This is a genomic window from Microbacterium testaceum StLB037, assembly GCF_008763945.1.
Taxonomy (GTDB): Bacteria; Actinomycetota; Actinomycetes; order Actinomycetales; family Microbacteriaceae; genus Microbacterium; species Microbacterium testaceum_G.
The window spans coordinates 177,339-199,613 of record NZ_VTQH01000003.1; the positions used below are offsets into that span (position 1 = coordinate 177,339).

The window sequence follows — 22,275 nt, forward strand, 5'->3', positions numbered from 1 at the left end:
GGCATGTCAATGCGTCACGCGCGTCGACGTGGTGCGGAGTCTGCTCCGGCCTCTTCTGTGGCCGAGGATGCCAGCGATGCCGGCGCGCGGTACGACTCGAGGGCCTGCAGGCCCGGGCCGTACGCCTGGATCAGCTCGGTGCGGAAGTCGGCGTAGATCTGCTGGATGTCGATGTCGTGGCGGATCATGCCCTTCACGGCGGCGATGATCGAGGCGTTGCTCGTCTGAATGCCCTCCCAGGCGGTCCCGTCCACGGCCACGGCGTTCACCGCCTGGCTCGAATCGGCCACGAGAGCGAGGTGGCGCGCCTGGTGGTGGCGGAAGAGGGCGCGCTCGGTGCTCGCGTGTCGGAACACCCGCATGCCCGCCTCGTCGGCGCGTTCGGGGCCGAAGTCGAGCAGGACGATGTCGACCCCGCGCCCTACCGCGGTGCGCAGGGCGGGAAGCAGTTCGTCGAGCTCGGCGGGGGAGCAGGAGAGGTACACGCGGCGTTCCGCGCGGCTCAGGATGTCCTCCGCCGCGCGCAGCACGGCCTCGCGCGACGTGAAGGCCGTCAGTGAGATGGCGGACGCGCTCTGCCCCTCGCGCTCGATGACCGTCGCCGCCTCGTTGGCCGCCCCGTATCGGCCGCGGAACTCCGCGTCCAGAAGGGAGAGCAGTTCGGTCGGGGGAGTCGCGACGAACAGGACGGGGTCGGTGCCGACCTCCTGGGCCGCGCCGCGGCGCACGAGCCGCCGGAGGTTCTCGTACACCTTTGGCTGGGGCACCCCCGTGGCCTTCGACACGCCGTACCCGGTGAGGCCGTTCGTGCCGACCAGCCCCGTGTAGCAGCGGGCCTCGTAGAGGCTGAAGCCCAGCTCCACGAGCGCGTCCCGCAACTGGTCCCGCGCCATGTCGGCGCCGACGATGGGAGTCATGTGATCGTCCTTCCGCGTTCGTCTTGGTTTACACCCGCTCGACGAGCAGGGCCATCCCCTGTCCACCGCCGACGCACATCGTAGCCAGGCCCAGGGATCCGTCGATGGTCTCCAGGGTCGTCAGCAGCGTCGTGACCAGCCGGGCCCCGCTCATCCCGAACGGGTGTCCCAGCGCGATCGAGCCCCCGCGGAGGTTGACCTGTCGGTCGATGTCCATGCCCGTCTCGCGGGCGGTGGCCAGGACCTGAGCGGCGAAGGCCTCGTTGAACTCGACGGCGTCGATGTCTTCCATGCGTCGGCCCGCGCGTTTAAGGAGACGCGTGACGGCTTCGATGGGCCCGACCCCCATGATCTCGGGAGCGATGCCCGACACGGCCGTGCCGAGGATCCGGGCGCGGATGCCGAGACCCTCGCGGCGGGCGAGATCCTCGCTGGTCACGAGAACGGCGGCGGCGCCGTCGTTGAGCGGGCAGGAGTTCCCCGCGGTGACCGACCCGTCGACGCGGAAGGCCGGAGCGAGGGAGGCGAGGATCTCGGCCGAGGTCGTCCGCCGAGGGCCGTCGTCGGTGTCGATGACCTCGCCGTCCGGGGTCTGGACGGGGGTGATCTCGCGAGCGGTCGTGCCGTCGTCCTGTGCGGCGATGGCCAGGCGGTGGGACCGGAGGGCGAAGGCATCCATGTCGGTGCGCGTGACGCCGTACCGATCGGCGACGTTCTCGGCGGTCTCGCCCATCGAGATATACATGTCGGCGATGCCGCCGGGCATGACGAGCGCGGGGTGCTGATCTTCGGCGGCCGTCCCGCGGCCGGTCATACTGACCGATTCGACGCCGGCGGCGATGAGGGCGTCGGCCTCGCCCGCCACCACGGCGTGCGCGGCCATGCGGATGGCTTGCAGGCTCGACGCGCAGAATCGGTTGACCGTCGTTCCGGGCACGCTGAGGGGCAATCCGGCGAGCGGGACGACGCGGCGCCCCATGTTCGATCCGGCTTTGCCCTGCGGATAGGCGGTCCCGAGGATGACGTCTTCGATGAGGTGGGGGTCGACGCCCAAGCGGCCCACGATCTCGCGAATGACGCCCGCGGCGAGGTCGTCGGGGCGCACATCGCGCAGCGACCCCTTGCCGGCCCGCCCGATGGGCGTCCGGGTCGAGTCTGCGATCACGGCGGTGGTCACGAATCCCCCAAAGCTGTTATGGTCGTCCCATTCTAGTACTTACTACGGTAGTTTGCTACGCGGAGGACACAGCGACGTGGACAGGAATGAGACGGAATCGCCCGTGGCGCTCGACGTCTCCGGCGGTGTCGCGGCGGTGACGCTGAACCGTCCGGGCCGTCGCAACGCCCTGGACGCGCAGATGGTCGACGCGATCGGGGCGGCCTTCGACGCCGCCGAAGCGGACGCGTCGGTGCGCGCCATCGTCGTCGCGGGAGCCGGAGGCGCGTTCTGCGCCGGTGCCGTGCTCGACACGCTGCTGGCATCCGCCGACGGAGCCTTCGGCGAGGTCGCCCACGTCTACGACGGGTTCCTCCGCGTCCTGCGGAGCCCGCTTCCCACCATCGCCGCCGTCGACGGAGCCGCGGTCGGTGCGGGGCTTAACCTCGCCCTGGCCTGCGATGTCCGGATCGCCTCTCCGCGCGCACGTTTCGACAGCCGCTTCCCCGCCCTCCGGCTTCACCCCGGCGGTGGTCACACCTGGCTGCTGGGGCGGGCCGTCGGGCGTCAGCGCGCCACCCTCATGGCCCTGTTCGGGGAGACGTTGGATGCCAACGGCGCGCTCGCCGCGGGGCTGATCGCCGAGATCCACCCGGCGGAGGACCTCCCCCGGGCCGCGTTCGACCTCGCCGCCCGACTCGCCGAGATGGACCGTCCGCTCGTGGAACGGATGATCGACTCCCTCCGCGCCGCCGAGCAGACGCTCTCCCACGCCGAGATGCTCGAGCTCGAGACCGAGCGGCAACGGTGGTCGACGCAGCAGGACGACTTCGTGCGACGCACGGCGGAGCTGTGGGACCGCATCTCGCGAGGTCGGTCATGACACACTCCTCTCCGGCCACGCGTGTCGCCCTCGTCGGGTTCGGCGGGAGCGCGCGCAGCATCCACACGCCCCTGATCCGTTCGGTGGACGGCCTCGAGCTGGTCGCCGCCGTGGTCCGCAGCCCGCACTCCGCGGCTCGCGCGAAGGATGCCGGCATCCCGTCGCTCGACTCGGTCGAGGCGATGAGGGAGCACGGCGTCGACCTCGCGGTCGTCGCGACGCCCGACGGCACGCACCGCGAGTACGTCGAAGCGGCGCTGGACGCGGGTGCGGACGTGGTCGTGGAGAAACCGCTCGCCGCGACGGCGGCAGAGGCCGAAAGACTCGCCTCGCTGGCCGCGAAGACTGGACGGCAAGTGATCCCGTTCCACAATCGCCGGTGGGACGGAGACTTCCTCACCGTGCGGTCGCTGCGCCACCAAGGCCGTGTGGGCGAACCGTTCCGCTTCGAGTCACGCCTCACCCGGTGGGCTCCGACCGCGCGGGCGTGGTGGCGGGACACTCCTCGCCCCGGGCAGGTCGACGGCAAGCTCGGCGACATCGGTTCCCACCTCGTCGACCAGGCGCTCGCCCTGTTCGGGCCCGTCGACGAGGTCTACGCCGAAGTGCGATCGGTTCGGGGTGCGGACACCGCCAACGACGACGGCTTCCTCGCTCTGCAGCACCGCGGGGGCGTCGTCACGCATCTGCACCTCTCCGCCGTCTCGGCCGCCCGGTTGCCGCGATTCGTCCTGCAGGGACGCCGCGCCGCCTTCACCGTCCACGGCGACGACCCGCAGATGGAGGCGCTGAACGCCGGCCGGTCCCCGCGGGATGCGGGGTGGGGGCGGAGGGACGTCGACACGCACGGCATCCTCTCCGGCGACGGAGCCGACGAACGAATCCCGACCGCGCCGGGGGACTGGGCCGCCTTCTACCGCGGCGTCGTCGCGCTCCGGCACGGGGATGCCGCAGCCCCCGTGGCCGTCGAGGACGCCGTCGCGGGCCTCGTCGTTCTCGAGGCGGCGCAGCGCAGCGCGGAAGAAAGAAGCGTCATCCGCATCGCACCGGACGAAAAGCACTGACGAGAGGAACGACGTACATGGGACTTCGCGCGGCCGCCGACATCGGCGGAACCTTCACGGATGTGGTCACGGTGGACGAGGGCGGAACCGTCGCCGTCGGCAAGGCGTTGAGCACTCCGGGGGATCTCCTCCGCGGCATCCTGAACGGCCTGGCCGACGCCGGCGGTGCGCCGGACGATGTGGAACTCCTCCTCCACGGCAGCACCGTCGTGATCAACGCCCTCATCGAACGGCGCGGATCGCGCGCGGCCCTGGTCACCACCGAGGGCTTCCGCGACGTGTACGAGATCGGACGGGTCAACCGCCCGGATGCCTTCAACCTCGCCTTCCGTCGGCCCCGCCCTTTGATCGAGCGGGATCACGTCTACGAGGTCCCCGAGCGTCTCCGCGCGGACGGAACCGTCGTCACACCGCTGGACGAGGACGCGGTGCGAGCGCTCGCCGGAGTCCTGCGCGAACGCGCCTACGAGGCGGTCGGCGTCGTCCTGCTGCACTCCTACCGCGACCCCTCCCACGAGATCCGGGTCGGGGAGATCCTCCGCGACGAGCTCCCCGGGGTGTTTCTCACGCTGTCCCACGAGCTCAGCCGGGAGTACCGCGAGTACGAGCGCACATCGACGGTCGCCGCCAACGCCTTCGTCGGCCCCATCGTGTCGGAGTATCTCGACGATCTGGCCGAGAGCTTCTCAGGCGAGAAGGCGTCGATCGGGATCATGCAGTCGAACGGCGGACTCGCGGGCCTCGACCGCGTGCGTCGCCAGAGCATTCAGATGGTGGAGTCCGGGCCCGCCGGCGGCGTGGTCGGGACGATTCAGATGTGCGAGCGCCTGGGCCTGCGCGACGCCATCGCGTTCGACATGGGCGGCACGACGGCGAAGGCGTCCGTCATCCGCGATCTCTCGTTCCCCCTCGCCGCCGAGTACTACGTGGGCGGTTATGCCGAAGGGCTCGCGCTGCGGGTGCCCTGCCTCGACATCGTCGAAGTGGGGACGGGCGGCGGCAGCATCGCCGCGGTCGACGCCGGCGGCGAGATCCGCGTGGGCCCGCGCAGCGCCGGGAGCGAGCCGGGTCCCGCGTGCTACGGCCGGGGCGGGACGGATGCCACGGTGACCGACGCCTGCGTCATGCTCGGCATCCTGGACGGAAACAGCGTGCTCTCGGGCGGCCTGCAGTTGGACGGGGAAGCCGCTCGACGCGCCGTCGGTTCCGTCGCCGATGACCTCGGCATGGATCCGATCGATCTCGCGGCCGGGATCGTGGCGATCGCCGCGGCGTCGATGGCCAACGCGGTGCGCGCGGTCACGACCGAGCGGGGACTCAACCCACAGGACTTCGCGATGTTCGCCTACGGGGGGAACGGCCCCGTGCACGCCACTCTCGTCGCACGGGAGCTCGGGATCCGCCGCGTCGTCATCCCGACGATGCCCTCTGTCTTCTCGGCGGTGGGGATGCTGCTCGCGGACCTGCGCAACGACGTCGTGCAGACCGAGCTGCTGCGGGTGAAGGATCTCCCGGCCGGATACCTTCGGGCCAGGCTGGAACAGCTCGGTCACGAGTGCGCCGCGGCCCTGGAGGCGGTCGACGAGGCTCCTCGCCACCTGTACGGACTGGACATGCGCTACGTCGGACAGGAGCACGTTCTCACGCTCGAGGTGGAACCGGACATCGACCGCGAGGCACTCACCGCGCGCTTCCACACCGAACACCGGGGCCGTTTCGGGCACTCCGCCGTGGGGGAGCCGGTGGAGATCGTGGGGCTGCGCGCCTCCGCTCTGCAGGCTTCGCCGTCCTTCACCACCGAGACGCTGGAACCCGGCGCCGGCGGTGCACCGGCACCGGAGGCCGTCCGCGGCAGCCGCGGTGTACGGCTGACGGCCCAGGGGGAGCCGACGGAGTGCGCCGTGTACGACCGCACCCGCCTGCGCGCGGGCGATGTCGTGATCGGTCCGGCCGTCATCGAGGAGACCACCACGACGACCCTGCTGCGTGAGGGGGACCGCCTCGTCGTCGACGCGACCGGGTGCCTGCTCATCGAGATCGGAGGACGAGCATGACCACGGGCCTGGATCCCATCACCGCGGAGATCATCCGCGGCAACCTCGTCGGCATCACCGACGAGATGAAGACGAACCTCATGCGCACCGCCTACAACCAGATCATCTACGAGGCCCAGGACTTCACGGTCGGTCTTTTCGATGCGCACGGCGAGACGGTGTCGATCGGTCTGGGGCTGCCGATGTTCGTCGGCGGTCTCTCCGAGGCGGTCAAGGCGATCATCGCCCACTACGCCGACGAGGGCATCGGCGCCGATGACGTCGTGATGACGAACGCCCCCGAACTCACCGGCAGCCACCTCAACCACATCGTCGTGGTCGCTCCGGTCTACACGGATGAGCGGATCATCGGCTTCTCCGCGTCGATGGCGCACTGGGCCGACGTGGGGGGAGTTCTGGGCGGAACGACGCACGACATCTACTCCGAAGGCATCCAGATCCCCATCGTCAAGCTCGTCCGCGACGGTGTCGAGAACGCCGAGCTGCTGAGCATCGTGCGCACCAACGTGCGCTTCGCCGACCTCGCGCTGGGCGACCTGCGCGCGCAGATCGCCGCGGTCCGGACGGGACAAAACCGGCTGTCGGGCCTCGGGACGCGGTACGGAGCCGACGTGCTGGAAGCGGCCTTCTCGGGGATGTTCGACTCGAGCGAGCGCCGTGCGCGTGCCGCGGTCGCCGCCATTCCCGACGGTGAGTACTGGGCCGAGACCGAGATGGACGACGACGGTGTGCGCCGGGGGGAACGCGTGCGCGTGCGGGTGGGCGTCATCGTCGCGGGCGAGACCTTCACCGTCGACCTCTCTCAGATGAGTCCCCAGGTCGCGGGCTTCTACAACTCCGGCGAGACCGCGGGCCGCTCCGCCGTCCAGGTCGCCTTCAAGGCGCTGACCTCGCCCACCGAGTGGCCGGTCAACGCCGGATCGTTCCGGCCGGCCGAGGTGATCCTGCCCCCCGGCACCGTGGTCAGCGCCGAGACCCCGGCCGCGATGCGGTGGTGGATGACGTATCCGATGAGCGTCGTCGACTGCATCTTCCGCGCGCTCGCCCCGGCGATCCCGGACGACGCGATCGCCGGTCACCACGCCGACATCGGCGTCGCCAACGTCGTGGGCAACGACCCCGAATCCGGTCGACTGTTCGTCTTCGTCCACGCCGCGCAGGGCGGCGGGTGGGGCGCTCGTCGCCACGCGGACGGCGAGAACGCCACGATCTGCATCAACGACGGCGACACCCACAACACCCCCATCGAGGCCAACGAGGTGCGCCACGCGGCCCTCCTCGCCCGCAGCTACTCCCTGCGCACCGATTCCGGGGGAGCGGGACGCATGCGCGGAGGGCTGGGCACGCGATTCGAGTGGACGGTGAACGCCCCGGCCCGATTCAACAGCTTCGTCGAGCGGACCGTCGTGCCCGCGTGGGGACTGGACGGCGGGGAGGCGGCCGCGCCGAACGGCGTCGCCCTCCGCGACGACGCGGGGCGACTGAACCGGCTTGCCTCGGGCAAGGCCGACCTCGTCCCGATCGCCGCCGGCGGGGGCTTCGTCGTCGAGACCGGCGGGGGAGGCGGATTCGGTGATCCCGCGGAACGAGACCCCGAAAGCGTCCGCCACGACGTCGCGCGCGGATACGTGTCGCTCGAGGCCGCGCGCAAGACGTATCTCGTCGAGCTCGTGTCCGGACCGGGTGGCCTCGAGGTCGACCGGACCGCGACCGCGCGGCTGCGGACGGGGGTGCCCGCGTGATCCGGGTCCGCCATCAGTCGGTGGCCGGAGTGCCGACCGTCGTCGTCGAGCGGGAGAGCCGGACGTGGGACGCCGAGGCGCTTCTCGGACACGCGGTCGACATCGGCGGTGTCATCGGCGACATGCCCGGGTTCGTGAGCGCGATCGAGGCCGCCCTCGCGGAGGGGCGCGCGGAGCCGGTCGATCGTGAGGGCGATCCGTTCCTGGTCCCCACCGTCTTCCGCCCGAGCGTGTTCTGCGCCGGAGCCAACTTCTCGGACCACGTGCGCGAGATGGGCGAGGAGCCGATCACCCGCGCGTTCCACTTCGTCTCGCCGCCCACTGTGCTGAGCCCCCACGGCGCGGCCATTCCCCGACCCGAGGGCGCGGAGCGCCTGGACTGGGAGGTCGAGCTCGTCGCCGTCATCGGCCGGGTGACGTCTCGCGTCGACGAGGAGGAAGCGCTCGCATCGATCGCGGCGTTCACGGTCGGCAACGATGTGTCGGTCCGGGGGGATCCGATGCACCCGATCTTCGGCATGGACTGGGGCGCGGGGAAGAACGCCGACGGGCTCACCGCCGTCGGTCCGGCTCTCGTCCCCGCCGCCGATGTGACAGACCCGCAGAACCTGCCCATGCGGCTGACGGTCGACGGCGAGGTCCGTCAGGACTCGTCATCCGCATGGATGCTCGTCACCGTCGCGCAGCAGATCGCCGCCATCTCGCGCCGGACCACTCTTCATCCGGGCGACCTCGTCCTCACCGGAACGCCCGCCGGAACGGCCCGCGCGCACGCGAACGCCTACCTCCGCGACGGGCAGACGATGTCCGCCGAGATCGACGGCGTCGGCGTCCTCGTCAATCGCGTCGAGGGGACCCCCGCGTCGCGCCACTCAGAAGGAGACCACGTATGACCGATGCAGAACTCAAGCGCGGGGTGAGCCTGTATTCCTTCCAGGAGGAGTACTTCCTGCGGACCATGTCCCTGGAGGACTGCATCGCCGCCTCGGTGGCGATGGGCGCGCGGGGGATCGAGACGATCGCCGAGCAGATGATGCCGGGGTTCCCCGACGTGTCCGAGGACTTCTACCGGCAGTGGGACGGGTGGGTGGAGACGTACGGCTTCGTCCCGACCGCGCACGACATGTTCGCCGAACTCAAGCTCTACCCCGACCGCGAGCGTCCCACCGACGAACTCATCGCCGACCTCCGACGCGACATCGACCACACCGCCCGGATCGGGGCGTCGGTGATCCGCATCCTCGCGGCCACGCCGCCCGAGGTGGTCGAGGGAGCCGCGCCGTACGCCGCCGACCGTGGCATCCGACTCCTCACCGAGCTGCACGCTCCGCGTCGCTTCGACAGCGACTGGTTCCGCGGTCACTTCGAGGTCGCCGAACGCGTCGGGCCCGAGGTCGTGGGGCTCCTCCCCGACCTCGGCATCTTCGTCCGGCGCCTGCCGCGGGTCGTGTGGGAGCGCGCGTTGCGCGACGGCGCCGACCCCGACTTCGTCCACCGCGTGGTGGAGGTCTACGACGGGGGCGAGGACACCGCAGTCCTGCTGGAGGATGCGGACCGTCTGAACGTCGGTCCGGTCGAGCACGACCTCGCGGTGAGCGCGACCCGCTACATCTTCGAGGACCCGCGTCGGCTCCTGGACTACATGCCCTACATCCACCACGTGCACGCGAAGTTCTACGAGATGACCGACGAAGGCGAGGAGTACAGCATTCCCTACGACGAGATCATCGCCGTCCTCCGCGAGGGCGGGTACCGCGGGTACCTCTCGAGCGAATACGAGGGCAACCGCCACATCCAGGACGCGTTCCCCGTGGACAGCGTCGACCAGGTCTGCCGTCATCAGCAGATGCTCGCCCGTCTGATCGGCGAGTGAGGAAGGAACCCCATGTTCGATCCGTACATCATCGTCCCCGACTCGCTGCGCAACACCGATCACGACGGCACCGACGCCTTCGCGTTCGACGCGCGATGCGGCTACTACCGCCGGCTCATCCTCTCGATGGTCGAAGACCTGCAGGTGACCGTCGACGGTGAGCCGCAGCCGCGCGAGAACATCCGGCTGACCGTCGCCGGTGAGACCTTCACGATGGACGCCCTTGCGCGCGAGTTCCGCCTGGCGTGGGAGTTCGGCGAGCCGGCGACCGTCACGGTGCTCGGGTGTCGGCTGTCGCCCGGGACGCACGAGCTCGGACTCTCCGAGACCCTGCGCATCTCGTACCTGCCGACACCGCACGTCCCCGCGACGGTGCAGCGTCTGGAGGTGGCGGCATGACCCGACCCGAACTGCTGCTCGGACCCGACGCGGTCGCGACGACCGACGGCGGGCTCCGGCTGAGCATTCGCCAGCCCTGGTACCGCAGCCTCCCGCTCTCGAGCGTCGTCGATCTGGAGGTGTCCGTCGACGGGCAGAGCGTCGACCGCGACGCCCTCCGGATGACGGTGGCCGGTGAGGAATACGGCCTCGACGACCTTCCCGCGCGGTGGGACACCGTGTGGTTCATCCAGGATGCCGCGGAGGTCGACGTGCCCGTCGCGCTCGAGCCGGGGTCGGCCCGCGTCGAGGTCGCCCTCACGCTCCGCTTCCCGTACATCATCATCGACGGCGTGGGGCCGCTGCGCCGGCGAACCACGGCCACCGCTGATGTCCACATCGACAGGAGCACCCGATGACCGCGCCGATGCTGGGCACCACGCTCTACTCGTTCACCAACGAGTGGGTGATCGGCCGCTACACACTCACGGGTCTCCTCGAAGAGGTGGCCGCCTCGGGGATCGGCCCGGGCGTGGAGGTCGTCGGATTCCAGTCGTTCCGCGGATACCCCCACCTCGATCGCGAGACGGTCCGCGAGTTCCGCGACGCGGTCGACCGGCTGGGGCTCGTGCCCACGAGCCTCGGATCCAACATCGACATCGCGATCCGGACCGATCGCGATCTGACGACGGATGAGCGCGTGGAGTACACCGTGCCGCAGTTGGAGGTCGCGGCCGAACTCGGATTCCCCGTCGTGCGCGTCCAGATCGGTGCCGACCCGGCGACACTGGAACGCCTCGTGCCGGTGGCCGAACGCCTCGGCCTGCACCTGGGGATGGAGATCCACGCGCCGGAGGGTCCCGCGACGCCCAAAGTGCTGCGCTACCGCGAGCTGTACGACCGGCTCGACTCCGAGGCGCTCGGGTTCATCCCCGACTTCAGCTCGACCATGCATCGCATCACCGACGGGCTGGCCGAGACGTTCGTCGACGCCGGGCTGCCCCGCGACCTCCTCGACGATCTGCAACGGATCTGGGCGGGGGATGGCAGCCAAGGGAGCCGGCTCTCGGAGTTCCTCACGCTCGCCTCGGATGCCGGTGTGGACGACGCGGCCGCGCAGACCGTCGCCGCGGCGTTCACGATGAACGGGCACGAGGACCCCGCGGGGTGGGCGGAGCTCATGCCGCGCGTCCGGCACATCCACGCGAAGTTCTACGAGATCGATGCGGAGGGTGAAGAGCCCTCCATCGGCTACGCCGCCAATCTCGGTCCTCTGCTGCGGGCGGGATTCCGCGGTTCCATCTCCAGCGAATGGGAGGCGCACTCGTGGACGCCGAACGACGAGCTGGCCACCGCCGACATGATCCGCCGCCACCACGACCTCATGCGGCGCACCCTGACAGAAGGAGAATGATGCTCACCCTCGCCCCCAATATCGATCTCGTCTTTACCGAAGCGGGCGCCCCGGAGGACCGCGTGCGCGCGGCCGCCGACGCGGGCTTCGACGCCGTGGAGATGTGGATGCACACCGACAAGGATCTCGACGCGCTCGAACGGGCGACCCGGGAGACCGGCGTCCGTATCGTCGCCCAGCTGGTGGAACCGAGGCCGCAGTTCCTCGCCGATGCCGACGACACGCACGCCGCCTTCTTCGAAGGGCTGGACCGTTGTCTCGCCGTCGCGGCGCGGCTGGACATCCCTCGCCTCGTGGTCGGTGGGGGACCGGGCGTCTCCCGCATCAAGCGCGAGCCGTCCACCGCGGCGTTGATCGAGGTCTTCTCGAGAATCGCCGAGCGGGTCGCGGGCTCCGACGTCACGGTGGTCATCGAAGCCGTGAACGAGCGCGTCGACCACCCCGGCTCGTTCCTGAGCCACACGGCGGACTCGGCCGCCATCGCGCGGGCCGTCGGCTCGCCGCAGGTCGGCATCCTCTACGACCTCTACCATTCGGTCGCCCAGGGGGAGGACATCGACCGGGTGATCCCCGAGTACGCGGACGTCATCCGGTACGTCCAGTTCGCCGATTCTCCCGGCCGCGGAGAGCCGGGTTCCGGGACGATCGACTGGTCCCACGCTCTCGGTCTGCTCGACGCCGCCGGGTACGACGGGCCGGTCGGTCTGGAGTTCTACCCGCGGGCCGAGTCCGCGCTCGCCGTCCGCTCCATCCAGGAATGGGCGCGAGCGTGACCCGGCCCCTGCGCGTGGCGATGATCGGGTACGGCTTCATGGGGGCGGCGCACTCGGTGGGGTGGCGGCAGGCTCCGCGAATGTTCGATCTGGCGCGTCCGGTCGAGATGACGGTCGTGGTGGGTCGGAACGCGGATGCCGTGGCATCCGCTGCCGCGAAGTGGGGTTGGGCGGAGTCGGCCACCGAGTGGCGGGAGGTGATCGCGCGGGACGACATCGATGTCGTCGACATCGTGACCCCGGGGGATTCGCACGCCGAGATCGCGATCGCGGCGCTGGAGGCGGGCAAGCACGTGTTGTGCGAGAAGCCGCTGGCCAACACGGTCGCTGAAGCCGAGGCGATGGCCGAGGCGGCCGCGCGGGCCCGGGATCGCGGCATCCGTTCGATGGTGGGCTTCACCTACCGGCGCGTGCCGGCCGTCACGCTGCTGCGCGACATGATCGCCGAGGGAGCGGTCGGCACGGTGCAGCAGGTGCGCGCGGCGTACCGGCAGGATTGGCTCGTCGATCCCGGGATGCCGCTGGCGTGGCGTCTGCAGAAGGAGAACGCGGGCTCGGGGGCGCTGGGCGACATCGGGGCGCACATCATCGACATGACCCAGTTCGTCACGGGCCTCGGCGTGGAGCGGGTCTCGGGCACGATCGACACGATCGTGAAGGAACGCCCCCTTCCGGCGGACGGCTTGATGGGGCTGACGAAGGGGGCCGGCGCCGGAGAGACGGGCGCGGTCACCGTCGACGACGTCGCACTGTTCACCGGTCGCCTCTCGAACGGCGCGCTGGCGTCGTTCGAGGCGACGCGTTTCGCGACCGGCCGCAAGAACGCCCTCACCATCGAGGTGTCCGGCGATCGGGGCGCGCTGGCCTTCGACCTCGAGGACCTCAACAGCCTGCGCTTCTACGATCGCACCGCCCCCGAAGGGCGCCAGGGCTTCACGCAGGTGCTCGTGACCGAGGCGCAGCACCCGTACGTCTCGGCGTGGTGGCCCGCGGGTCACCTGCTCGGCTACGAGCACGGCTTCAGTCACCAGGTCGTCGACCTGGTCGCGGCGATCCACGCCGGCAGCGACCCGCACCCCTCTTTCGACGAGGGTCTGGCGGTGCAGCGCGTCCTCGACGCGGTCGAGCGCAGCAGTGACAATGATTCGGCCTGGACCGGCGTCGCCGCCGGCGTCCCGGTCGTTTGACGCGAAGGAGCATCATGGCCCGCCCGATCACCCTGTTCACCGGCCAGTGGGCCGACCTGCCCTTCGAAGAGGTCGCGCGCCTCGCCGGGGAGTGGGGCTACGACGGTCTCGAGATCGCCTGTTGGGGCGACCACATCGACGTCTCGCGCTGGGACGACGCCGACTACGTCCAGTCGCGCCGGGACATCCTCGAGCGCCACGGCCTGAAGGTGTGGACGATCTCGAACCACCTCGTCGGCCAGGCCGTGTGCGACGACCCCATCGACGAGCGCCACCACGACATCGTCCCGCCCCGGGTCTGGGGCGACGGGGATGCCGAGGGCGTGCGCCGGCGCGCCGCCGAAGACCTCAAGGACACGGCGCGCTTCGCGGCCAAGCTCGGCGTGAAGACCGTCACCGGGTTCACCGGGTCGAGCATCTGGAAGTACGTGGCGATGTTCCCGCCCGCCTCCGACGCCATGATCGAGCGGGGATACGCGGATTTCGCCGAGCGGTGGCATCCGATCCTCGACGTGTTCGAAGAGGTCGGCGTGCGGTTCGCGCTCGAGGTGCACCCGTCCGAGATCGCGTACGACTACTGGACCGCGAAGAAGACGCTCGAGGCGATCGGTCATCGCGAGAGCTTCGGGTTCAACTTCGACCCCTCGCACTTCGTGTGGCAGCAGCTGGACTCCGTCGCCTTCGTGCTCGATTTCGCCGACCACATCTTTCACGTGCACTGCAAGGAATCGACCACGAACCTCGACGGGCGCAACGGCGTGCTCGGCTCGCACCTGTCATGGGACAACCCCCGCCGCGGCTGGACCTTCGTCTCGACCGGCCACGGCGACGTGCCGTGGGAGCCGCTCTTCCGCGCGCTGAACGCGATCGGCTACGACGGACCCACCAGCGTGGAGTGGGAGGACGCCGGGATGGATCGCCTCGTCGGCGGCCCCGAGGCCCTCGCGTTCGTGCGCACGCTCGGCGGGATCACCCCTCCGCACCAGCTGTTCGACGCCGCGTTCTCCCAGAAAGGCTAAGGCGTGACCGCGCCCCGCACACAGTCTGATTGCTGCTGCACCAAGCGGATGAAGGGTGCGGCAGCGATCAGGCCTCTCGACGCTGTAGCTCACGACTTTGAAGATTCAGATAGACGATGCGCGTTCCCTCCCGGACGCCGCTGACCATTTGATGGGGCGTGCCGACCGGAACCCACCCATGCTCTGCGAAGAGGCCGATGGATCGTTCGAGATTCGACACCGTGAGCGCAATGTGAATCATGCCAATGTGCGCAGGGGAGATGCTTTCTGGTGCTGGCCGAGGCGGGTCGTACTGCAGCAACTCAATTTTCTGGCCTCCGAGGTCGACCACCGCTCCTCGAATCGTCGCCCCGCTCACGCCGGTGGTCGCGACCGTGGTCTGCGTGTCCAGTGCGAAGGTGCGTTCAAGCGCGAAGCCGAGCTCAGAGCACCACAGTGCTATTGCATCGTCGAGATCAGCCACGGTAAGCCCGGAGTGAGTGACGCCCAGAACAAGAGGTGCAGTCATCTCACGAGTATGAATGGGGCAAGCTCCTGACGACGGTCCGCTTCGACCCGCTCGCCCTGCGCTTTGAGCTGGGCCGTGTCGGTCAAGCGGGGTCCGCGATCCTTTCGCTCAGTCGCAGGCGCGAGGAAAGCGTGACGGATCTGGTCGGCGGTGAATGGAAGGCCCGTGGTGACGCCATGGTCTGAGGTTCGCGCCACCGCCGAGGTCCTATCCGCCAGACTCGCGGCACTGTTTGGCGAGCAGAGCCCGACGCCCATGTGTCGCGCGTGCTTGGCAGGTGCCGAGTTGGCGCTGAGGGGCGTCCTCGGCGACGGCAAGGCGACACAGTGGCTTGCAGGCGGGAACCGAAGTGCCCCCTGGATTTATCACCAAGGACGCACAACACTCGCGCGACGGCGAGGCGATCTTCCTGGGCGCGGCCCCACAGGTGCAGACCGATACCTTCGCCAGACGGGTCTGTTCGTGGACGGAAAAAGGCCACGTTGGGCCGTTTCGGTCCTGTTTGGCGACGGTAACGACCGGAGATGACCGGTAATGAATTGCCTCTGAACAGGTATTTATCGATTCAAATAGCTTCCGGACCGCAATCGTGAGGTCGCGGGTTCAAGCCCCGCTCCCGCTACCGATAGCTCGACAGTTCGGCGCAAAATCACGCGATGAACTGGCGCTGGCGCCGCAATGTCGATTGCATCCAGCTGATCGCGTTGGCCACTTATTGACCATTTATTCTCGCGCCCGCCGCAAGTAGGGATTACTGGCGCGGTTGTTGCCGGTTGCCACCGACTCGCACCGACCGGTGAATCGTGAGCGCCAGTCAACTGCCTTCCGACCGGTTTCTGGGCGGGCGCAGGATGGAACGGTCACCGGGTGGGGTGCGGCGACGGCCGTCGTCGGCACGTCGTCGGCATCCGGTGGCGTCGTCCTCGGTCGCCGCCGGGGTTCTCGCACACCCTGAGGGAGCTCATCCTTGTCGCCGGGTCAAGAAAATGGTACAAATGTGCCACTTACTCCGCGCGGGCCGTCCGAGCGGTGACCCGACCCGGAGGTTCGCGATGACCGCAGCTCCTCGCATCGTCACTCTCGGTGCCCACGTCCTCGATACGATCGTGCAACCAGTCGACGAGATTCCCGATGGGCAAGGTTCCCTTCTCGTCGACGAGATCGTCATGTCGGCCGCCGGCCCCGCGGGGGGCACCGCGCTCGTGCTCTCGAGACTTGGCGCCCGCGTCGTCACGAGTGGATCTGTCGGTCCGGACGTGACCGGGCGTGTGCTGGTGGGTCTTCTCGAGGACGAGGGCATCGACGTCGAGAATCTGCGCGTGGGAGAGCTTCCGACCTCGGCTTCCGTGTTGCCGATCCGCTCCGACGGGTCGCGTCCCGCTCTGCACGTCGTCGGCGCCAACGCGCTCGCGGCCGACGCCGTTCCGTGGGACGCGCTCGCCGCGGCCGATCACGTCCACGTCGGGGCACCGGAGCTGCTCGGTCCCGAGAACGTCATCGAGATCCTCGACTACGCGCGCGACCACGGTGCCACGACTTCGCTCGACTTCCTCATCGGCGGCGAGCAGGCGTTCTACGCCCTCATCGAGCCGTTGCTCGCGCACACCGACTACGTATTGCCCAACGCCGAACAGGCGCTCGGATGGACCGGAGCCGCAGATCTGCACGCGGCGGCGCATGCGATGGCGTCCGCGGGTGCCCGCGTCGTGGCGATCACCGACGGTGGGCGCGACATCGTGCTCGTCGAAGGCGGGGAGCTTCGCGAGATCCCCATCGTGCCGGCCGAACCCGTCGACACGAGCGGCGGCGGGGATGCGTTCTCCGCCGGCTTCGTCTTCGCGAAGCTCCTGGGGCGAAGCTCCGCCGACGCGGCGCGCTTCGGCTCGGCGACGGCCGCGCAGGTGGTCGCCGGCGTCGGTACCTCCTACGGCACGTACGACGCAGCATCCATCGACGCTGTCCTTGCGGCGGTGACGCGATGACGGGTGTGGGAATGAGTCGGCCCGAGATGGACCCGACGCCCGACATTGCGGGGCTCGATCACGCGGCTGCCGGCGTCCGCACTCGGGTCGCAGCGGTGTGCCGCGCGCTGGCCGCAGACGGGCTGGTCAAGGGGACCGCCGGCAACGTGAGCGTGCGAGTCGACGGGGGTATCGCCATCACCGCGACCGGCGTGGTCTTTGCCGAGGCGGTGGACGACGACGTCGTGATCGTCAGCGACGACCGGCGCCTGCTGTGCGGCGCGCTCGCCCCCAGCTCGGAGCTCGAACTGCATTTCGCCGCGTACGCCGACGACGCGGTGGGCGCCGTGGTGCACACGCACGCTTCGGCCGCCATCGCCCTGTCGCTCGTTTCGGACCGTCTGCCCTGTGTGCATTACCAGCAACTCGCTCTGGGCGGTGAGATCGAGGTCGTTCCGTTCTCGGTGTTCGGTTCGCCGGAGCTCGCCCAGACCACGGGCGAGGCACTTTCGAGCGCGAATGCCGTGATCCTCGCGCATCACGGTGCGGTCACGACCGGTCGCGACCTCGCCGACGCCGTCGCCCACACCGCACTGCTGGAGTGGGCGTGCGACATCTACTTGCGCGCCCGCTCCGCCGGCGACCCCGCAGAGCTGAGCCCGGAGCAGCAGGCCGACGTGGTCGCCGCGGCAGCTGCCACCGGATACGGACAGAAGCGCGAGGCCTGAGATGACGTTTGACTCCCTGAGTCCGCTCGACGGTCGTGTCGTCGGGACGTTCCCTGTGGATGACGACGACGTCCGTGCGGCCGTGGCCCGCGCCCGTCAAGGCGCGCGCGGATGGCGGACCCAGGGGTTCCGCGGCAGGCGTCGCATTCTCGACGCGTGGCGGCGCGACATCGTCGCCCACCTCGACGAACTGATCGCCGTCGTGCGGGCCGAGACGGGCAAGCCCGCCGGCGACGCACGTCTCGAGATCATGCTCGCCCTGGACCACCTGGCCTGGGCCGCAGCGAACGCGGAACGCACGCTGCGGCGCCGACGGGTGCGCGCGGGACTGCTCATGATCAACCAGTCCGCAAGCCTCGGCTACCTCCCCTTCGGAGTGGTCGGCGTCATCGGTCCTTGGAACTACCCCGTCTTCACCCCGATGGGCTCCCTCGCGTACGCACTCGCCGCGGGCAACGCGGTCGTGTTCAAGCCGAGCGAGTACACCCCGGCCGTGGGTCACTGGCTCCGCCGCTCCTTCGTGCGGGCCGGGGGACCGCCCGAGGTCTTCGAGATCGTGACCGGCTTGGGTGACACGGGTGCGGCGCTGTGTCGGGCCGGTGTCGACAAGGTCGCTTTCACCGGTTCGACCGCGACCGGCAAGCGGGTCATGGCCGCGTGCGCCGAGACCCTCACTCCCGTCGTGATCGAGGCGGGCGGAAAGGACGCCCTCCTCGTGGACGCAGATGCCGACATCGAGGCCGCCGCGGAAGCGGCGGTGTGGGGCGCGTTCTCAAACGCCGGTCAGACGTGCATCGGCATCGAACGGGTCTACGCCCACACCCTCGTGTATGACCGCGTCGTCGCCGCCATCGCCGAGCGCGTGCGCGAGCTGCGCGCAGGAACCGACGACGCGGCGGGGCTGGGTCCGCTCACGATGCCCCGCCAGGCCGACGTGGTGCGCGAGCACGTCGCGGATGCCCTCGCGGCCGGGGGCGTTCTCCGAGAGGGAGCGGTCGTCGAGAGCGGGCAGACGCTCGCGCCGGTCCTCCTGGTCGACGTCCCCGAGTCGTCGTTGGCGGTGCGTGAAGAGACGTTCGGCCCGACGCTCGTCGTCAACCGCGTGGCATCCATGGACGAAGCCGTCGCGAAGGCGAACGCCGTGCGATACGGGCTGTCCGGCGCGGTGTTCTCGCGACGGCGGGGGCGCGCATTGGCCGAGCGCCTGCGCGGAGGCATGATCGCGGTCAACTCGGTCATCTCGTTCGCCGCGGTGCCGTCGCTGCCCTTCGGGGGTGTGGGCGATTCCGGGTTCGGGCGCATCCACGGGGCGGACGGCCTGCGCGAGTTCGCGTATGCCAAGGCCATCACCCGGCAGCGCTTCCGTCTGCTCACGCTCACGACGATGCGGCGCACGCCCCGCGTCGACGCGCTCGTGCAGCGGATCATCCGCCTGCTGTACGGGTGAGCGCGCGCGGCGCCTCGGAGCGTCAGCGCCCTGCGTGCGCCCCGCGCCTCACCGCACCGAGCGCACCCGCATGACGACCGCCGCGCCGAGCAGTCCGGTCACGCCGCTCGCGATGAACAGGCCCGGGAAACCCCCGAAGGCCACGACGGCCCCGGCGCCGAGGAGCGGTCCGAAGGCCTGGGGGCCGGCCATCGCGATGTTCATGATGCCGACGTCCTTGCCCCGCGTCTCGGCGGACGGGAGCACCTGGGTCGCCAGGGCCTGGTCGACGGCGAAGAAGCACCCCTGCCCGAGCCCGAGCAGCACGGCCCCCACGATCGAGGTGCTCTCGGCGGGAGCGACGGCCAGCAGCAGCGCCGCCAGCGCCTGGGCGACTCCGGATGCCAGGACGAACACCCGCCGTCGCCCCAGCACGTCGCTGAGCTTGCCGAGGGCGATGGATGCCACGATCGTGACGACCATGTAGATCACCGTCGTGAACACGAGGAACCCGGTGGGATCGGCCACGCCGAGAGCGAAGGTGAAGAAGTACAGCAGCATCGTCGTCGCGATCGCATTGCCGAGGTTGATGAGCACGCGGCTCGCTACCGTCCAGGCGAAGTCGGGGTGGCGACGCGGGTCCACCCAGATGGATGCCAGCACCGACCGCGCCGTAAGCGGCCCCAGGCGGGCGGCATCCACGGGGTTCAGCGGAGCGTCGCGCAGGCGCAGCACGAACGGCACGGCGAGCACGACCACGCTCACGGCGAGCGCGAGGTAACCGGAGGGGATCGTGGTGAACACCGCCGTCACCAGCACGATCCCGAGCAGGATCCCCAGCGCGTTCGGCGCCGAGATCCACCCCGACACGAGCCCTCGCTGGTTCTCCGGGACCTGGTCGGCCATCACGGCGGTCAGCGCGGCCGAGGCCATGCAGAAGCCCAGCATGACGACGGTCCACATCACGATCGTGCCGACGGTCCCGGTCTGGATGCCGAGGAGCGCGAGGCCGACGCCGGCCGTCAGCGATCCGCCGAGGATCCACGGTCGCCGCCGCCCGGAGCGCGATCGAGTGCGGTCGCTGAGCGCCCCCACGATCGGGTAGGCCACCACGACGAACGCCCCGGCGACAGCGCTGACCAGACCGTAGGAGACGAGCGAAGCGAGCCACTCGTCCGAGGAGTGCTGGGCCGCGATCTGCAGGGGGAGGAGCACCTGGACCGGCACGAGCTGCGCCATCCAGAGGCCGAGCCACGCGCCGGCGAAGGCGGCGATCCACCCGGCGCGGACCGGTCGGGTGGGTTCGGCGTACACCGCGACCGGGACCGTCCGGCCGTCGGACGTCATCGACGCGCTCCGTCGGCGCGGGCGGACAGGCGGCCCAGCGCCCACGTGCCGGCCTCGGTCACGGCATCCCGAGCATCTTTCAGAGCTCCGCACGCGTTGAAGAAGCCGTGGATCTGGCCCGTGTGGGTCACGAGGGTCGTGTCGACCCCGGCGTCTTCGAGGCGTCGCGCGTAGGCGATGCCCTCGTCGCGGAGGACGTCGAAGCCCGAGACGGCGACGTAGGCCGGGGCGAGCCCGGCGAGGTCTTCGGTGAGCAGGGGCGAGACGAGCGGGTCGTCGGCTCGTCCGCCGCCTCGGAGGTAGTGGGCGGCGTACCAGTCCATCTGCGCCTCGGTGAGGAAGAAGCCGTCGGCGAACAGCTCGTACGAGCGGTGCTTGCGCGAGAGATCGGTGACGGGGCAGAACAGGATCTGGAACGCGGGCGCGCCCTCGGCGTCATCGCGCGTGACGATCGAGGTGACCGCCGCGACGTTGCCGCCGGCGCTCTCGCCTCCCACACCCACGGTGGCCGCCATGCCGCCGTGACGCGAGGCGGTGTCGCGCACCCAGCGGAAGGCGTCGATGCAGTCCTCGAGCCCCTCGGGGAAAGGGTTCTCGGGGGCCAGGCGGTACTCGACGGATACCACCGTCATGCCGGTGCTCTTCGCGAGCGTGCGGCAGGCGGCATCCGCACTGTCGATCGAGCCCAGTACCCATCCACCGCCGTGGAAGTACACGATCGTGCCGGGGGACGGTCGGTCGAGCCGAGCCTGGTAGACGCGCCCGCGGACGCCGCCCGCGCGCGTCGGAATCGTGATGTCCTCGCGCTGCGCGAGGCGGATGGAGCCGGCGAACGTCCACGCTTCGAGCTCGATGTGAGCGCGCGCCTCGTCGAGCGGGAGGCGCTCGAAGTGGGCGCCCGGGGAGTCGTTCATCACCCGGAGCGAGGTCTGCACCGCTGGATGCAGCGTGTTGCCGTCGATGACGATGGGGCTGCCGTTCACGGAGCGGAGGACCGCGGGTGGCATGGAGCCCAGGGTGCGGGCACCCCAGCGGAGCAGGTGGTCCTGGGGGCGGGGACGGCTCATCGAGGAACCCTTCTGTCGATCACGGCGATGGGATCGACTATCGGGTTACTTTATTGCACAGAAGTACTGTTTTCTGTATCCGTCATGTGAATTCAGCGCGCACCGCCCAAACTGGGCTTCCTAAACATGTACATTTGTGCCAATTAATCGAGGGGGCGGTCGTCGCTCAACGACGACGTCGTAGCAAGGGTCACGAACCCGACGATGACGGCGCGCAGAGCGTGCGCCAGCGACTGGAACTGGACCTCCTCAGAACGGGCGATGCGATGCAGGGCGAAACCATCGATCAGGGCGACGACCGCGGCCGCAGCATGCGGGTCGGTCACGCCGTTGCTGCGCAGGACCGCCGCGGCCAGCGCCCTCGTCTCATCGAGGATGCGCTCCACGTGCGCCCGGAGAGCCGGGTGGCGCGAGGCGAACAGGTAGATCTCGAACTGCGCGACGGTGTTCTCCTGCGACTGGTTGCGCACGATCTCGACGAACTCGTCGATCGCCGCGCCCGGGTGGTTCCCGCCGGTTTCCAGCAGCGAGCGGAATTGCTGCAGACGATCCATCTCGGCGGCCATCGCGTGCGCGACGGCCTCGCCGATCATGTCGTCGAGGGAGTCGAAGAAGTAGGTCGTCGACGAGTGCGGAACGCCCGCCGCCGCGGCCACCGCGCGGTGCGTGACGGCCGCGATCCCGCCCTCCGCGATGATGCGGAGCGTCGCGTCCAGCAGCAGCTCGCGTCGTGCGCGGCCACGGGCTCGCATCGATCGACTCGTCGTCTCGCTCACAC

General features: G+C 69.8%; 21 protein-coding genes. 15 read left to right on the forward strand and 6 right to left on the reverse strand.

All coding sequences use genetic code 11. The features are described 5' to 3' along the window. Positions 1-14 precede the first annotated feature (14 nt). Together F9B98_RS13150 and F9B98_RS13155 are read right to left on the reverse strand one after the other, a co-directional pair. A complete protein-coding gene (locus tag F9B98_RS13150) occupies positions 15-917 on the reverse strand; it encodes a TrmB family transcriptional regulator (protein WP_150958196.1) in 903 nt (300 codons plus the stop codon). Positions 918-945: 28 nt separating this feature from the next. Further along, positions 946-2,094 carry a thiolase family protein gene (locus tag F9B98_RS13155; protein WP_150958198.1) on the reverse strand — a complete coding sequence of 383 codons (1,149 nt, stop codon included), beginning with the start codon at positions 2,092-2,094 and terminating at the stop codon, positions 946-948. A 103-nt stretch (positions 2,095-2,197) separates the two neighbouring features. On the opposite strand from F9B98_RS13155, the gene F9B98_RS13160 reads away from it, so the two are divergent. Genes F9B98_RS13160 through F9B98_RS13215 form a run of 12 tightly spaced genes read left to right on the forward strand, consistent with a single transcriptional unit; the run spans position 2,198 to position 14,460 of the window. Further along, positions 2,198-2,956, forward strand: a complete 759-nt coding sequence (locus F9B98_RS13160; protein ID WP_191966846.1) for an enoyl-CoA hydratase-related protein — start codon at positions 2,198-2,200, stop codon at positions 2,954-2,956. Then, positions 2,953-4,020, forward strand: a complete 1,068-nt coding sequence (locus F9B98_RS13165; RefSeq protein WP_150958202.1) for a Gfo/Idh/MocA family oxidoreductase — start codon at positions 2,953-2,955, stop codon at positions 4,018-4,020. Before F9B98_RS13160 ends, F9B98_RS13165 begins: the two co-directional genes overlap by 4 nt. Before the next feature lie 17 nt (positions 4,021-4,037). After that, positions 4,038-6,074, forward strand: coding sequence for a hydantoinase/oxoprolinase family protein (locus F9B98_RS13170; protein ID WP_150958204.1), 2,037 nt, complete (start codon positions 4,038-4,040; stop codon positions 6,072-6,074). Then, positions 6,071-7,816 carry a hydantoinase B/oxoprolinase family protein gene (locus tag F9B98_RS13175; RefSeq protein WP_150958206.1) on the forward strand — a complete coding sequence of 582 codons (1,746 nt, stop codon included), beginning with the start codon at positions 6,071-6,073 and terminating at the stop codon, positions 7,814-7,816. The genes F9B98_RS13170 and F9B98_RS13175 overlap by 4 nt, the downstream gene beginning before the upstream one ends. Beyond that, positions 7,813-8,709 (forward strand): fumarylacetoacetate hydrolase family protein, encoded by an 897-nt coding sequence (locus F9B98_RS13180; protein ID WP_150958208.1) that lies wholly within the window; start codon positions 7,813-7,815, stop codon positions 8,707-8,709. The genes F9B98_RS13175 and F9B98_RS13180 overlap by 4 nt, the downstream gene beginning before the upstream one ends. Continuing rightward, positions 8,706-9,689 carry a sugar phosphate isomerase/epimerase family protein gene (locus tag F9B98_RS13185; RefSeq protein WP_150958210.1) on the forward strand — a complete coding sequence of 328 codons (984 nt, stop codon included), beginning with the start codon at positions 8,706-8,708 and terminating at the stop codon, positions 9,687-9,689. Before F9B98_RS13180 ends, F9B98_RS13185 begins: the two co-directional genes overlap by 4 nt. A gap of 12 nt (positions 9,690-9,701) precedes the next feature. Next, positions 9,702-10,088 carry a DUF6379 domain-containing protein gene (locus F9B98_RS13190; RefSeq protein ID WP_150958212.1) on the forward strand — a complete coding sequence of 129 codons (387 nt, stop codon included), beginning with the start codon at positions 9,702-9,704 and terminating at the stop codon, positions 10,086-10,088. Beyond that, the gene (locus tag F9B98_RS13195; RefSeq protein ID WP_150958214.1) at positions 10,085-10,486 is read left to right on the forward strand and encodes a DUF6379 domain-containing protein; all 402 of its coding nucleotides are present in this window, start codon (positions 10,085-10,087) and stop codon (positions 10,484-10,486) included. The genes F9B98_RS13190 and F9B98_RS13195 overlap by 4 nt, the downstream gene beginning before the upstream one ends. After that, positions 10,483-11,481 carry a sugar phosphate isomerase/epimerase family protein gene (locus F9B98_RS13200; protein ID WP_150958216.1) on the forward strand — a complete coding sequence of 333 codons (999 nt, stop codon included), beginning with the start codon at positions 10,483-10,485 and terminating at the stop codon, positions 11,479-11,481. The genes F9B98_RS13195 and F9B98_RS13200 overlap by 4 nt, the downstream gene beginning before the upstream one ends. After that, positions 11,478-12,254, forward strand: a complete 777-nt coding sequence (locus F9B98_RS13205; protein WP_318527709.1) for a TIM barrel protein — start codon at positions 11,478-11,480, stop codon at positions 12,252-12,254. The genes F9B98_RS13200 and F9B98_RS13205 overlap by 4 nt, the downstream gene beginning before the upstream one ends. Before the next feature lie 20 nt (positions 12,255-12,274). After that, positions 12,275-13,441 carry a Gfo/Idh/MocA family protein gene (locus F9B98_RS13210; protein ID WP_150959066.1) on the forward strand — a complete coding sequence of 389 codons (1,167 nt, stop codon included), beginning with the start codon at positions 12,275-12,277 and terminating at the stop codon, positions 13,439-13,441. 14 nt (positions 13,442-13,455) lie between these two features. Beyond that, positions 13,456-14,460: a sugar phosphate isomerase/epimerase family protein gene (locus F9B98_RS13215; protein ID WP_150958218.1), complete on the forward strand. Its 1,005-nt coding sequence runs from the start codon at positions 13,456-13,458 to the stop codon at positions 14,458-14,460. A 67-nt stretch (positions 14,461-14,527) separates the two neighbouring features. On the opposite strand, the gene F9B98_RS13220 is transcribed toward F9B98_RS13215, so the two are convergent. Continuing rightward, complete coding sequence (locus F9B98_RS13220; protein WP_150958220.1) at positions 14,528-14,968, reverse strand: VOC family protein; 441 nt, start codon at positions 14,966-14,968, stop codon at positions 14,528-14,530. A 1,052-nt stretch (positions 14,969-16,020) separates the two neighbouring features. Between F9B98_RS13220 and F9B98_RS13225 the strand changes: the two genes are divergently transcribed. Genes F9B98_RS13225 through F9B98_RS13235 form a run of 3 tightly spaced genes read left to right on the forward strand, consistent with a single transcriptional unit; the run spans position 16,021 to position 19,104 of the window. After that, positions 16,021-16,950 (forward strand): carbohydrate kinase family protein, encoded by a 930-nt coding sequence (locus F9B98_RS13225; protein ID WP_150958222.1) that lies wholly within the window; start codon positions 16,021-16,023, stop codon positions 16,948-16,950. 11 nt (positions 16,951-16,961) lie between these two features. Further along, positions 16,962-17,657: a class II aldolase/adducin family protein gene (locus tag F9B98_RS13230; protein WP_225310344.1), complete on the forward strand. Its 696-nt coding sequence runs from the start codon at positions 16,962-16,964 to the stop codon at positions 17,655-17,657. A 1-nt stretch (position 17,658) separates the two neighbouring features. After that, a complete protein-coding gene (locus tag F9B98_RS13235) occupies positions 17,659-19,104 on the forward strand; it encodes an aldehyde dehydrogenase family protein (protein ID WP_150958225.1) in 1,446 nt (481 codons plus the stop codon). Positions 19,105-19,152: 48 nt separating this feature from the next. On the opposite strand, the gene F9B98_RS13240 is transcribed toward F9B98_RS13235, so the two are convergent. The 3 genes from F9B98_RS13240 to F9B98_RS13250 all read right to left on the reverse strand — a co-directional run bounded on the left by F9B98_RS13240 (position 19,153) and on the right by F9B98_RS13250 (position 22,273). Then, on the reverse strand, positions 19,153-20,430 hold the full coding sequence (locus tag F9B98_RS13240; protein ID WP_150958227.1) for an MFS transporter: 1,278 nt from the start codon (positions 20,428-20,430) through the stop codon (positions 19,153-19,155). Beyond that, on the reverse strand, positions 20,427-21,497 hold the full coding sequence (locus F9B98_RS13245) for an alpha/beta hydrolase (RefSeq protein WP_150958229.1): 1,071 nt from the start codon (positions 21,495-21,497) through the stop codon (positions 20,427-20,429). The genes F9B98_RS13240 and F9B98_RS13245 overlap by 4 nt, the downstream gene beginning before the upstream one ends. Before the next feature lie 143 nt (positions 21,498-21,640). Further along, complete coding sequence (locus F9B98_RS13250; RefSeq protein ID WP_225310345.1) at positions 21,641-22,273, reverse strand: TetR/AcrR family transcriptional regulator; 633 nt, start codon at positions 22,271-22,273, stop codon at positions 21,641-21,643. Between the last annotated feature and the right edge of the window lie 2 nt (positions 22,274-22,275).